Source organism: Fodinicola acaciae (genome assembly GCF_010993745.1).
GTDB classification, from domain to species: domain Bacteria; phylum Actinomycetota; class Actinomycetes; order Mycobacteriales; family HKI-0501; genus Fodinicola; species Fodinicola acaciae.
In genome coordinates this window covers 689,148-701,957 of record NZ_WOTN01000001.1, presented here as the reverse complement: position 1 = coordinate 701,957, position 12,810 = coordinate 689,148, and the positions used below count along the sequence as shown (strand labels likewise).

General features: G+C 67.2%; 11 protein-coding genes. 4 read left to right on the top strand and 7 right to left on the bottom strand.

Going from position 1 to position 12,810, the window contains the following annotated elements; all coding sequences use genetic code 11:
- Positions 1-174 precede the first annotated feature (174 nt).
- From GNX95_RS03220 to GNX95_RS03210, 3 genes are read right to left on the bottom strand one after another with little or no spacing between them, the layout of a single operon-like run.
- Positions 175-630 carry a cupin domain-containing protein gene (locus tag GNX95_RS03220; protein WP_163505654.1) on the bottom strand — a complete coding sequence of 152 codons (456 nt, stop codon included), beginning with the start codon at positions 628-630 and terminating at the stop codon, positions 175-177.
- A gap of 22 nt (positions 631-652) precedes the next feature.
- Positions 653-1,762, bottom strand: coding sequence for an o-succinylbenzoate synthase (gene menC / locus GNX95_RS03215; RefSeq protein WP_163505653.1), 1,110 nt, complete (start codon positions 1,760-1,762; stop codon positions 653-655).
- A complete protein-coding gene (locus GNX95_RS03210; RefSeq protein WP_163505652.1) occupies positions 1,759-2,562 on the bottom strand; it encodes a GNAT family N-acetyltransferase in 804 nt (267 codons plus the stop codon). Before GNX95_RS03210 ends, menC begins: the two co-directional genes overlap by 4 nt.
- 131 nt (positions 2,563-2,693) lie before the next feature.
- Here GNX95_RS03210 and GNX95_RS03205 point away from each other — a divergent pair, with 131 nt between their 5' ends.
- Positions 2,694-3,686 (top strand): polysaccharide deacetylase family protein, encoded by a 993-nt coding sequence (locus GNX95_RS03205; RefSeq protein WP_163505651.1) that lies wholly within the window; start codon positions 2,694-2,696, stop codon positions 3,684-3,686.
- A gap of 6 nt (positions 3,687-3,692) precedes the next feature.
- Here the strand turns inward: GNX95_RS03205 and GNX95_RS03200 are convergent, their stop codons facing one another.
- Positions 3,693-4,979 carry an MFS transporter gene (locus tag GNX95_RS03200; protein ID WP_163505650.1) on the bottom strand — a complete coding sequence of 429 codons (1,287 nt, stop codon included), beginning with the start codon at positions 4,977-4,979 and terminating at the stop codon, positions 3,693-3,695.
- Between the two features lie 504 nt (positions 4,980-5,483).
- Positions 5,484-6,191 (bottom strand): GntR family transcriptional regulator, encoded by a 708-nt coding sequence (locus GNX95_RS03195; protein ID WP_163505649.1) that lies wholly within the window; start codon positions 6,189-6,191, stop codon positions 5,484-5,486.
- Between the two features lie 113 nt (positions 6,192-6,304).
- On the opposite strand from GNX95_RS03195, the gene GNX95_RS03190 reads away from it, so the two are divergent.
- The 3 genes from GNX95_RS03190 to GNX95_RS03180 all read left to right on the top strand — a co-directional run bounded on the left by GNX95_RS03190 (position 6,305) and on the right by GNX95_RS03180 (position 10,610).
- Complete coding sequence (locus tag GNX95_RS03190) at positions 6,305-8,395, top strand: hydantoinase/oxoprolinase family protein (protein WP_163505648.1); 2,091 nt, start codon at positions 6,305-6,307, stop codon at positions 8,393-8,395.
- The gene (locus GNX95_RS03185) at positions 8,392-10,128 is read left to right on the top strand and encodes a hydantoinase B/oxoprolinase family protein (RefSeq protein WP_163505647.1); all 1,737 of its coding nucleotides are present in this window, start codon (positions 8,392-8,394) and stop codon (positions 10,126-10,128) included. The genes GNX95_RS03190 and GNX95_RS03185 overlap by 4 nt, the downstream gene beginning before the upstream one ends.
- A 77-nt stretch (positions 10,129-10,205) precedes the next feature.
- Positions 10,206-10,610 carry an SCO5389 family protein gene (locus GNX95_RS03180; protein WP_163505646.1) on the top strand — a complete coding sequence of 135 codons (405 nt, stop codon included), beginning with the start codon at positions 10,206-10,208 and terminating at the stop codon, positions 10,608-10,610.
- Here the strand turns inward: GNX95_RS03180 and GNX95_RS03175 are convergent.
- Together GNX95_RS03175 and GNX95_RS03170 are read right to left on the bottom strand one after the other, a co-directional pair.
- A complete protein-coding gene (locus tag GNX95_RS03175) occupies positions 10,600-11,919 on the bottom strand; it encodes an acyltransferase family protein (RefSeq protein WP_163505645.1) in 1,320 nt (439 codons plus the stop codon). The genes GNX95_RS03180 and GNX95_RS03175 overlap by 11 nt on opposite strands.
- Positions 11,920-12,043: 124 nt before the next feature.
- Complete coding sequence (locus tag GNX95_RS03170; RefSeq protein ID WP_163505644.1) at positions 12,044-12,568, bottom strand: TetR/AcrR family transcriptional regulator; 525 nt, start codon at positions 12,566-12,568, stop codon at positions 12,044-12,046.
- Positions 12,569-12,810 lie beyond the last annotated feature (242 nt).

Here is a 12,810-nt window from a genome sequence, read left to right as displayed (position 1 = left end):
GCCACCTGTCTGCATAATCCGGCGTGCGAGGTGAATGCCGGAACCGGTCAATGAGAACTCAGCCGGACAGGCGACACGCTGTGCTGCAAAGTCGCATGTAGTCGACATAGCGACGAGCAACCAGCAATGGCATGCGACCGACGGTAGCCGATCGGCACCGGCCGCGCCAGAGCGTCAGCCGCTGATTGATCGCCAGGACAGATCGGGCAGATTGACCACGATCGCCTCCTGGGTCGTCCGCGCGATGACCACCACGGCCTCCTCGTCCGGATCCGGGTTCTCCTCGCGGTGCGGCACGTACGGCGGCACGAAAACGTAGTCGCCGGGCCGGGTTTCCAGCCGGATCTCGCGGCCCGGATCGTCGCCGTCGATGTCCGCGAACACGAAGACCGGATGGCCGCTGACCACGTAGATCGCCGTCTCGGAGTGGCCGTGGTGGTGGTTGGCCGACCTGGTCGCCGCCGCGACGTGCGTCTGCCCCATCCACAGGTTGCGCGAGCCGACCGACTTGCCGCTGATCGCCTCGACCCGGCGCATGCCGCCGGTCTGCGCCGTATCGGTGGAAAACATCGCCGGCGCGACGTGGTGCAGCCGGCGGTGAAAGGGGTCTTCGGGCAGTGAGTCGGTCATCGCCAGGATTGTCCCATCGCTGCTAGGAAAACGGAATCCACTCGGTGGCGGTCGTACGATCGGCGAGCTGCGCGGTGTCGATCTCGACGCCGAGACCGGCGGCCGTCGGCACGCGTACGTGGCCGTCCTCCAGCACGAAGGGCGCGGTGATGTCGGCGCGGTAATAGCGGTCGGAGGCCGAGGTGTCACCGGGCAGGACGAAACCCGGCAGCGCGGCGAGCGCGACGTTGGCGGCCCGGCCGAGGCCGGTTTCCAGCATGCCGCCGCACCAGACCGGAACGCCGTTCGCGGCGCACACGTCGTGCACTCGCCGTGCCTCCAGATAGCCGCCGACCCGGCCCGGTTTGATGTTCACCACCGAGCAGGCGCCGAGCGCGATGGCGTCGGCCGCGGCCCTGGCCGAGGTGATCGACTCGTCCAGGCATACTGGCGTACGCATCACCTTGGCCAGCTCCGCGTGGCCGCGCAGGTCGTCTTCCGGCAACGGCTGCTCGATCAGCAGGAGATCGTACGGGTCGAGTCTGGCCAGATGGCGGGCATCGGCCAGCGTGTAGGCGGTGTTCGCGTCCACCTGCAGGAGGATGTCCGGACCGAATCTCTCGCGTACGGCCCTGACCGGCTCGAGGTCCCAGCCCGGCTCGATTTTCAGCTTGATACGCAGATAGCCGGCGGCCAGATAACCCTCCACCGCGGCCAGCAGCTGCGGCACCGTGTCCATGATGCCGACCGACACACCGGCCGGCACGCGGTCACGTACCGCGCCGAGAAAGCCACCAAAAGACATGCCGGCGATTCTCAGCTGCGCGTCCAGCACGGCCATCTCGACCGCCGTCTTGGCCATCGGATGGCCTTTGTACGGCTGGAAGATCTCGTCGACCGCGTATGCGTCCACGGCCGGCGCGGCGGCCAGTGCCGGTGCCAGAAACCGCCGGATCAGCTCGGCCGCGCCGTCCACGTGCTCGTACGAATAGAGCGGCTCGGACATGGCGACGCACTCACCCCAGCCCTCCGCGTCGCCGGCGTCGACCCGGACCAACAGCACGTCGCGCTCGGTCTCGGTGCCGAAAGAAGTGCGAAACGGTGCCACCAGCGGCATCGCGATCCGGCGCAGCTCGATCCCGGCGATTTTCATTGTGCCGCCTCGTTTCGTCCCGACATCACATACCAACCGTCCCTGGCCACGCCGACCACGCGCCGCCCTTCCGCGAAACAGCCAACCATCGCCTCGCGTACGGCCAGCCGCCACGCGCTGGCCACTTCCGGCGCACTGCCGCGGAGTTTCTCGATGTCCGCCGGAATCGCCACCAGCACCGGACCTGAGCCGACCCGGCGCAGTTTTCCCGGCGCGTCGCCATCATGGTCGAGCCGTACGGCGGCGCCGGCCAGCTCCACATCGCTGACGACACCGTTCGCCGCGGCGACCGCGCGCGGAGCGGAAAGGTCCCAGCTGATGTACATCCGGTCACTCAGATCGCCGGCGTTTATGCCATCCGCCATGTGGCCATAAAAATCCGGCAGGTATTCCACCGGTTCGGCCCCGAGTTTGTGAAAGTTGAAGTAAGCATTTCGTCGCACCAACGGGTCGTACGTCCAGCACACGCGGCCGATCCCGCGGTCCAGCGACCAGCTCCTTTGGTGCTGTTTCAGCGCATATCCCACCCCACTGGCACGATGACCGGAGAGCACCCCGGTAATGTGGGAATGAAGGTGCGGCCGGTCGGTAACGGCATTGTCAATGCCGAGGAAAGCGACCGCGGCGCCGACCAGCTCCTCGCCAGCGTACGCACCGGAAACGTAGTTGCCGGCGTGGGACAACGCACGCAACATCGGCGGATCCACCGGCAGCTGCGGATCTCGCCAAATGCGCTGGAAGAGCGTGGCCACGGCCTGGTGCTCCACCGGATCCGTAAGCTCCGCGATGCGGATCGTCACGGCCCCTCCGTTTCGTTGCGGCCCCGGCGAAAGGCGCCCGGAAGTCCTCGGCAACAATTCTGCAACGGACGCAACCATTGAGGTGGCGTCGGGCGTCTATCTGTTGTTCGCGTTCTCGTCAGACAAGTGAAATGGAGGCACGGGGGGTGCTCGGCCGGCGGATCAGCGTTGCCATCGCCTGCATCATGTGCGTGTTGGTGGTCGGCTGCGTCACGACCGGTCCGTCGTCCTCGCCGACCACACCGACCAGTCTGGCCGGGACACCGCCGGCCGTCGCGCCGGCGGTGCAGCGCGCCATCTCCCAGAACTACTGCGGCCGCCGCGATCCGCGCGGCAAGAAGCCGGTCACCCTGGCCCTCCCCCAGCTGCCGACCTTCGACCCGCCGCCCAAGCCGGAGGTCGTGCCGGTGCGTACGGACGCGGAATGGCTCGGTGCCGGACCGCGGCCCAACTTCGCACCGAAAGCCATCGTGATCCGCGGCATCCCGACGCGGCTGCCGGTGGTCTTCATCACCATCGACGACGGCGCCAACCGCGACCCGCGCACCGAGGCGCTGCTGCGCAAGGCCAACGTGCCGGTCACCGTCTTCCTGATCGGCGGCGTCGCGTCCTGTGAGCCGGCGTTTTTCAACCGGCTGCGCCAGCACCGCATCGCGATGGAAGACCACACCGAGGACCACTACCAGCTCAACAACCTGCCGGAGCGCAAGCAGCGGCAGGAGATCTGCTCGGTCCCCGGCAAATACCAGACGATGTTCGGCCACCGGCCCAACCTTTTCCGTCCACCGTACGGCTATCGCGCCTTCAACGCCGACACCCTGAAGGCGATGCAGTCGTGCAAGCTGCGCTATCTGGTGCTGTGGTGGGAAAACGTACATGGCCAGAAAATCCAGTTCCTCCGGCCTGGACCGCCGAAGTTCCATCCTGGCGACATCATCCTGCTGCATTTCCAGGACGACTTCGTCACCGGCTTCACCAACCTGCTGCACCGGATCAAGGCGGCCGGCCTGACCCCGGCGGTCCTGCAGGACTATCTGCCGGACAGCGCCGCGGTCCTCGGCGGTCCGGCCAACCTGGCGCCAAACCCGCACCCCGGTGATGAGATCGCCAGTACGGATCGTTAGGGCCTGTCAAGCGAGCCTTGCCATCCGTGCCGACTCGGTCAACGTGAGGATCACCGCGAGGGTGACGACCGCCGACGCGATGATGTAGAACGCCGGCGCGGCCGGGTTGCCGGTGCCGGCGACCAGAAGCGCGACCAGGAACGGCGCCGTTCCGCCGAACAACGACACCGAAACGTTGTAGCCGACGGAAAAACCGCCATAGCGTACGCGCGTCGCGAACAGCTCGTTCATCGCGATCAGCGTTGTCGACAGGAAAGTCGCCAGCAACGCGCCGAGCACCACCAAGGCGGCCGTCGCGAGCACGAAGTTGCCGGCGTTCATCAATGCGAACATCGGATACGACAACGCGATGAGGCCGATGCAGGACGCGGCCAGCATCGGCTTGCGGCCGACGCGGTCGGACAGCGCGCCGAGCGGCGGGATCAGCGCGACGATCACCACCATCGTGATGAGCACCGCCGTCGGCGCCTCGATGCGCGAGTATTTGAGGGTGTTGGTGAAATATGTCGGCATGTATGTGACGATCACGTACAGGGCGGCGTTCTGCACCAGCGCGATCCCGGCCGTCCGCAGGATTTCCCGCCAGTTGTGCCGAAGCGACTCCAGCAGCGGTGACGGCGAGCGCTGACCGCTTTCCACCAGCGCGACGAACTCCGGCGTCTCCTGCAGCCTGCTGCGGATATACCAGCCGATGACGCCGAGCGGCGCGGCCAGCAGGAACGGGACGCGCCAGCCGACGCTGCTCATCGCCGGGTCCGACAGCACCACGTTGAGCAGCAGCGTCAGCGCCGAGCCGAGCAGAAAGCCAGCGATGGCACCGAATTCGACCCAGCTGGTGAGATAGCCGCGGCGGCCGGCCGGCGCGTACTCGGCGACGAACGCCGACGCGCCGGACAGCTCGCCGCCGGCCGAGAAACCCTGAGCGAGCCGGAGTACGACGAGCAGGATCGGCGCGAGCGCGCCGACGGTCGCGTACGTCGGCAGCACGCCGATCAGGAACGTGGCGCCGGAGACCAGCAGGATGACCGCGGCGAGCGTCCGCTGCCGGCCGATCCGGTCGCCGAGATGGCCGAAGAAGATGCCGCCGACCGGCCGGATCAGGAAGGTGATCCCGAAAGTCGCCAGCGACGACAGCGTCGACACTGTCGGATCGTGTGAAGGAAAGAACTGGCCACCGATGACCACGACGAGGTACGCGTAGACGGCGACGTCGAACCACTCGACGATGCTGCCGACCGTGGCGCCGACGACTACCCTGCGCAACAAACGCGGATCGACCTCTGCGGCACTCATGTCCGACGAACCTAGTGTCCCGACTCGGACTCGGGCCACTAGACGATCTATTCAAAGGGCTGGGGGGTAGCTTGCGTACTTGACTTGGTGCCCGATTGCTGGACGCCGTCGCGGTCGAGGAAAGCTCGAATCAGGGGCAACGAGCAAGCCAACCCACATGAGTCACAACAGCATTGCTCGCCTCAACAGTCACTTCAGTCACACGAGCGGCGGCCAGGTGGGAGTGAAGCCGTTTTCTTGCGTCCAACGCCAGTAAATCGGCTTTCGCGCCAACCATGAACACCGCAAGGCGGACATTTAGCGTTACAGGTGCTTATCGGTCCCACATAGAGTTCGTCTCGCCACCTGCCGGGACGCCACGGCCTGTCCGAGTTGCTCATGGGGCTGTGACGCACTTTTTGAGCTTGACATACGCGAAAACCCCATGATCAACAACACACGCCCTCCTGACGACCCGGCGGGTGCGACCCTTGGAATAGATCATCTAGGGATCGCCGGACAACCTCACAAGTAGCGCGGCGGGCCGAAAGCGCGCAGCACCTGCGCCTCGGCGTCGTCCAGATAGCGGCGCAGCAGCGTCTCCGCACGCAGCAGGTCACCGTGGCCGAGCGCCTCCAGGATCGCCGGATGCCTGGCCAGATAGGGCTCGTGATACATCCGCGGGTCCTTCATCACCGCGTACGCGAGCCGAAACTCGGCCATCACCTGGCGCATGATCTCGTCGACGCGCTCGCTGTGCGCCAGCCCGACCAGCGCCTGGTGGAAGCGGATGCTGGCGGCCGCGACCTCGCGCCAGCGCTCGGCGCGCATCGCGATCCGGCCGGCCTCGATCGCCGCGCGCATGTCGCGCAGCACGACGACCGGCACCTCCTGCGCCTCCCGTACGGCGGAGCACTCGATCAGCCGGCGTGTCCGGTAGAGGTCGACGATGTCCGAGGCGGTCAGCTCGCGTACGAACACACCGCGGTTGAGCTCGTGCACGACCAACCGGTCACGCTGGAGCTGCGCGAAGGCCTCGCGCAACGTACTTCGGGAAACCCGCAGCGCCGAGCACATGTGTTCCTCGACCAGCTGGCTGCCTGGCGCGATCACGCCTTCCACGATCTGCTCGCGGATCGCGGCCGCCACCCGGCTCGCGGTGCTCTCCCGGTCGTACACGGCGCGCAGCTCGGCGATCTGCCGGATCGACAGGGAGCTGTTGTTCCCGATCATGGCCCCATCCCAACCTGTGGAACTCCTCCGATGACTGACAGTCCTATTGTCGAATCGTCGGACGATCGATAGCGTCGTCAGCGTAATCCATTGCCACCGGAGGTCACCCGCCGATGCCGAACAGTGCACCAAGCGGCGCGCTGCGGACCGGTGTGGACATTGGCGGCACGTTCACCGATCTGGCCGCTGTGGACTCAACGGGGATCGTCGCGGTACGCAAGGTGCTGACCACGGCCGACCAGCCGGCGCGTGGTGTCGAACAGGCCCTCCTCGAGACTATCGGCAAACCCGGCGTGGACGTTGCGGCAATCGGCCAACTCGTGCACGGAACCACGTTGATAACCAACGCCCTGATCGAACGGACCGGTTCGGTCACGGCACTGCTCACCACCGCGGGTTTCCGGGACGTGCTGGAGATGGCGCGCGAACATCGGTACGAGCTATACGATCTCATGATCGAGCGGCCGCTGCCTCTCGTGCCGCGATATCTGCGTTTCGGTGTGCCAGAACGGGTTCTGGCCGACGGCACGGTCGCGCTTCCGCTGGACGGGATGCACGTGCAGATGCTCGCGCATGACTTGGCGCGGCACGGCGTCACCGCCGTCGCGGTGTGTTTCCTGCACAGTTACGCCAATCCCGAGCACGAACGGCAGGCCGCGCAGATCATCCGGCGGGTGGCGCCGCGGCTGCGGGTGGCGATTTCCAGTGACGTCGTACCAGAGATCCGAGAGTACGAGCGGTCCTCGACGACGGTCGCGAACGTGTATGTCCGCGATCTGGCCGAACGCTATCTGACCGACCTGCGCGAGCGCACCGCCGCGGTCGGGATTGGTCCAGAGCCACACATCATGCTGTCCAACGGCGGGGTGGCCACAGTGGACACCGCCGCGCGACATCCGATCCGGATGCTCGAGTCGGGACCGGCCGGCGGAGCGCTCGCGGCGGCCGCATTCGGTGCCGCTGCTGGACATCCGGACCTGCTGGCCTTCGACATGGGCGGTACGACCGCGAAGTTGTGCGTCGTGCAGGACGGTGCCCCGCTGGTGACGCACACTTTCGAGGTGGACCGCCGATACCGGCTGCGTCCCGGCTCCGGCCTGCCGGTCAAGGTGCCGGTCATCGACATGATCGAGATCGGTGTCGGTGGCGGTTCGCTGGCCAGGACCAACGCGCTCGGCCTGCTGGCGGTCGGACCGGAGTCGGCCGGCTCGGCACCGGGACCGGCCTGCTATGGCCGCGGCGGCGACCGGCCGACCGTCACGGATGCCGATCTGTTGCTGGGATATCTGGATCCTCGCTATTTCCTCGGCGGCGACATGGAGCTCGACGTCGAGGCGGCGACGAACGCCGTACGCACCCACGTCGCCGAGCCGCTCGGACTGTCCACTGTGGACGCCGCATGGGGAGTCCACGCGTTGGTCAACGAGGACATGGCCAACGCGGCGCGCGTCCACACGGCCGAACGTGGCCAGGATCCGGGAAAACTGCCGCTGGTGGCATTCGGCGGCGCCGGTCCGGTGCACGCCGCCGGTGTCGCGGCGGCGCTCGGGTCGCGACAGGTGATCGTGCCGCCGGCCGCCGGCGTGCTCAGCTCGGTCGGCTTTCTGACCGCGCCACTGGCTTTCGACTTCGCCCACTCGGCCGGCGGCCGGCTGGACGCCTTCGACGCCGGCGTCGTGCGAAACATCTTCGCCGGCATGGAAAACGACGGCCGGCGGCTGCTCGCCGACTCCGGCGTGCCGGCCGAAAGCGTGACCTACCAACGGTTCGCTGACCTGCGCTATACCGGACAAGGCAGCGAGCTGCGCGTACCGGTCACCGGCGACGACTGGCCGGACGGCCTGGTTTCGGCTTTCCATCGGGAATACCGGCAGCGCTATGGCCGCGTCGGACCGGACGTCCCGGTGGAGGTGCTGACCTGGCGGGTGGTCGCGAGCGGTCCACGGCCGGAGCAGTCGCTCCGGTTGCGCGTCGACCCGCCGGCTGTCGGCACCGACCCGCGAAAAGGCAGCCGGCCGGCGTACTTTTCCGCGCTCGGTGGCTTTTCCGACACTCCGGTCTTCGACCGCTATCGGATCACCGCCGGTTTCGTGGTCGACGGACCGGCTTTGGTCGAGGAACGAGAGTCGACCGTGGTCGTGCCGCCTGGCGCGCGCTGCACCGGTCGCGCCGACGGCAGCCTGTTGGTGGAGTGGACGGCATGACCGCACCGTTGCCGATCCTGGTGCCGATCGTGGCCAACCGGCTCGCCTCCCTCCTGGCAGAGCAGCAAAACGCGCTGGTCAACACCGCGTTTTCGCCGGTGGTCAGGGAATCTCTCGACCTGGCCTGCGCCGCCTTCGACTCGGCCGGCGCGATGGTGGCGCAGTCGGTCGGCGGCACTCCTGGCCACATCAACGCGATCGCCACCGGCATGGCGCACATCGTGGCACGGCACGGACCGGACGGTGTCGAGCACGGCGACGTACTGATCACCAACGACCCGTGGATGACCGCCGGCCAGATCAACGACATCACCATCGCGACGCCGGTGTTCCGTGACGGCCGGCTGGTCGCCTGGTTTGCCAGCTGCTGCCACTCTCCCGACATCGGCGGCCGGATCCTGTCCGCCTCGGCGACCGAGGTTTTCGAGGAAGGGCTGCGACTTCCGATCATGAAGCTCTACCGCGCCGGCGAGCCCGACGCCAGCCTGGTCGAGCTGATCCGCGCCAACGTACGCACCCCCGACGAGACGATCGGCGACATCTACGCGCAGGTGGCCGGAAACGACGTCGGCGCGGCCAGCCTGCTGCGGCTGATGGACGAGCTTGAGCTCGACTCGATCGACCCTATCGCCGCCCAGATCATGGATCGTTCGGAGCAGGCACTGGCAGACGCGCTCGAGGCGATGCCCGACGGCACGTACGCGAGCGAGCTGGAAACCGATGGTTTCGGCGAGGAAACGCTGCGGCTGGCGGTGACAGTAACGATTTCCGGTCGCCGCATCCTGCTGGATTTCGCCGGCAGTTCCCCGCAAAGCCGGCACGGCGTCAACGTCGTGCTCAACTACACGCGCGCGTACGCCTCTTTCGCCATCAAAGCGGCGATCGCGCCGGACGTGCCACACAACGCCGGCTCGTTCCGGCCGGTCGAGGTGACCGCGCCGGAGGGTTCGGTGCTCAACTGCCGGCCACCGGCGGCGGTCGCGTCCCGCCATCTGGTCGGGCATTTCCTGCCGAGCCTGATCTTCTCCGCGCTGGCGCCGGCTCTGCCCGGAAAGTTGCTGGCGCACAGCGCCGACGCATTGTGGATGTGCGTATGGCGCGGCCAAGCCGATGGCACGGATCCATTTACTTTGACCACTTTTCACGCCGGCGGCTCCGGCGCGCGTGCGGTGAAGGACGGCCTGTCCACCACCGGCTTCCCCACCGGCGTACGCGCCGCGCCGACCGAAGTCATCGAAACCTTGACACCGATCCGGCATCACCGCCGCGAACTGCGCACCGACTCCGGCGGCGCCGGAACGTATCGCGGCGGACTCGGCCAGGTCTTGCGTGTCAGCTGCGGTACGGACACACTGTGGTCCGTGAATGCGAACGTCGATCGCATCCGGTTCGCCGCCCAAGGCGCGTCCGGCGGCGGTCCCGGTGCCACCGGGACGCTGACGTCCGGCACCGGAAAACCGTTACCCGCCAAGCAACTCGTCGCACTGGCACCGGACGACGAGGTGCTGCTCGCGATGCCTGGCGGCGGCGGTTTCGGCGATCCATACGCGCGGGACATAACCGCAGTTCTGGACGATGTCGTCAACGGTTACGTGTCCATCGAGGCGGCACGCGACGCGTATGGTGTTGCCATCTCCTACGTCGGCGAACCGGACGCGCTGGTGCGGCCACCGGCCAGTTATGTCCTCGACGAGACCGAGACGGCGCGGCTACGCGGCAGCATTGCCTCTTGACGTTGAGTGACGTTTTCCCCCAAGATGAGAATGGGTTTCATACCCAAATGTCTGGCAACACTGTCGAAGGGGAGTTCATGTCACTGACTGTTTCGCCGGAGCTGCTCGAACGTGCCGAGGCCGGCCCGGTCGACGACACCGATTTCGTCGCGTGCATCAGGGAATCCCTGCCGTACGCGTACGAAGTGGTGGAGCGGGTCGCCGGCGACCTGACCGCCGGCAACACCGCGCAGGGCCGTCCCTTCGCGGACAACCAGCTGGAACCGCCGACCGAGAAGGCTCGCGGCCAGCTGCTGCGCGCATTGGCCAGTGACGCGATCCGCGGCGCGCTGGAGCGGCATTTCGGCGTGCGGCTTGCCTTCCAGAACTGCCACCGGGTCGCCGCCTTCCCCACCGACCAGTCCGCCGACGACGCGTTGCGCACGTTCACCTCCGTACGCGCCCAGCTGCTCAACCAGTCGCCGGAGCTCGTCAACTGCTGACCGGCTGGTGAGGGTGGCGTTCCGGCGTCACCCTCGCCGCCGTGCCGGCTCGGTTCAACACGACCAGACCGGCGGTCAGTGACGCTGTCGCGATCAACGGCACCGGCGTCGGCGCGTACGTGCCGGCCATGATGCCGACCAGGCCGGCGCCGATCAGGGCGGCCGCCACCGACACCCGGACCGGACCGACCGCGGCCGGTGTACGGGGCATCCGGATCCGTTCCAGCCGACCGAAAACCTGGATCAGCGGCACCGCCAACGCGGCCAACAGGCCGATCCACACCGGCAGGCTCAGCCACCAGCCGAGCCCGAGGCCGGCCGGCGTCGAGAAGCCCATCGCCACCACGACGATCCCGGCGCCGGCCATCAACGCGGTCATGTGCCAGAGGTAGATCGTCATCATCCGCGGTGAAACCGCGTCGACCAGCGCGCGTACGCGCGGTTTTTGGCTCAGTCGCAGGAGTCCTGGCCGCACGGCGAACGCCAGCGCGAGAAGTCCGGCGGACAGCACCAAAATCGCCAACGTCGGCGGTGCCTGGTTGGACGGGCCGGCGCCGGGAATCCCGAGCATCAGCACCGGATACGGTCCGCCGAAGGTCATCGCGGCCAGCAGCGCGTACGCGACGACCGCGCAACCGGCGGCACGCATCGGTGTCAGGAAACGCAACTGGCCGTTGGCGTACAGGACGCCGACCTGATGCACGGCCAGCCAGACGAAGAGGAAGTTGAGATAGCCGATCGGCTCGGCGATCGTCATCCGTGCCACGTCGACGACCGCGACGGCGACGACCAAGGCGACGAGCACCTGCACCGTACGACGGCCGTCCAACCGAGCCAGCAAAGGCGTCAGCACCACACACAGCAGATAGACCGGCAAAAACCACAACACCCGCGCGACCCACATGGTGGCCTCGGCGATCGGGTCGGCCGGTGTTCCGAGCATGGCAAGGAAGTATGGCAACGGGATCCACAGTGCACAGACGGCCAGCACCGGAAAGCTGAGCCGGCCGAGTCGTACGGCCAGCCACGAGCTCGCCGTGCCGGCCGACGCCCGCCAGCTGCTCACGTTTGCCGCGCCGCCGGCGAAAAAGAACAGCGGCATGATCTGGCTGAGCCAGGTGACCGCCTGCGCGCCAGGCGACTGCAGCGCGCTGCCGACGATCATCTGGCCGTCCCGGAACTGCATCGCCGGCAGGGCCCAGTGCTGCACGACGACCGCGAGAATCGCGAAGACGCGGAGGACGTCGACGAAACGGTCCCGCGCACCGACCGGCATTCGCACCGGCGCGGCAATGGCTGCTGAGGTCATGCCGGAAAACTACGGAGCGGCCGACCGGATCGGCGTCCCGCGACGGACGCCGATCCGCGTTCACTCCTGCGGGTTATCCGGCTGACACCTCAGGTATCGCGACTCCAACAAAAGTTGGACCCAGCTAACCGAGAAGTCCTCGTACCAATCGAGTGAGGGCCCAGTTGTAGTCGCCGTCAGAGGCACCGCGCTCGTTGAGCAGATAGCCGATGGTCAGGCTCCACAACGCGCGTTCGGCTTTCGCGGACTGGCTCGCGGCGACGCCGGCGGCGACCAACAGCGAACGGTTGTGTTGGCTCAGCTCGTCGGAACTGGCCGCGGAGATGTTGCCTTCCGCGACGATCTCGACGACCCAGCGATGCCCGGCGAGGTGGTCGTGCGTGAGCCGCCACTGGCGGATCAGCCGTTGTTCGGCGCCACCGCGTCCGGATTCCAGCGGATAACTCGCGGCGAACTCGTCGACCAGCAGTTGGAGCATCTCGTCCCGGTCGGCGATGTGCCGGTAGAGCGAGGCCTGACCGGTGTTCACCTCCTGCGCCACCCGGCGCAACGTCAGCGCCGCGAGTCCTTCGGTGTCCACGATGCGGCGGGCTGCCGCCTGGATGGCCGGCCGGCTCAGGGTGCGCGGCCGCGCAGTGCGTGTCTGCATCCCAGCACTGTAACGACAGACGCCAAGCCGCGCGGCCAACTTCAATCTGCGAACGCGGTTCTCACAGAGTGTCGATAATGTCGAACGGCCGCGAACGCCGGTCGAGGCTCGAACATCCCACCAATGTGGTCGCCTGTTTTCGCTGCGTACAAAGGTTTTCTCGGCGTACGCGCGGCGAGCTGGCCGGACGCGGCCGGCGCCACCTCGATCACCGGGCTCGACGGCCATTGTCGGACGACTTG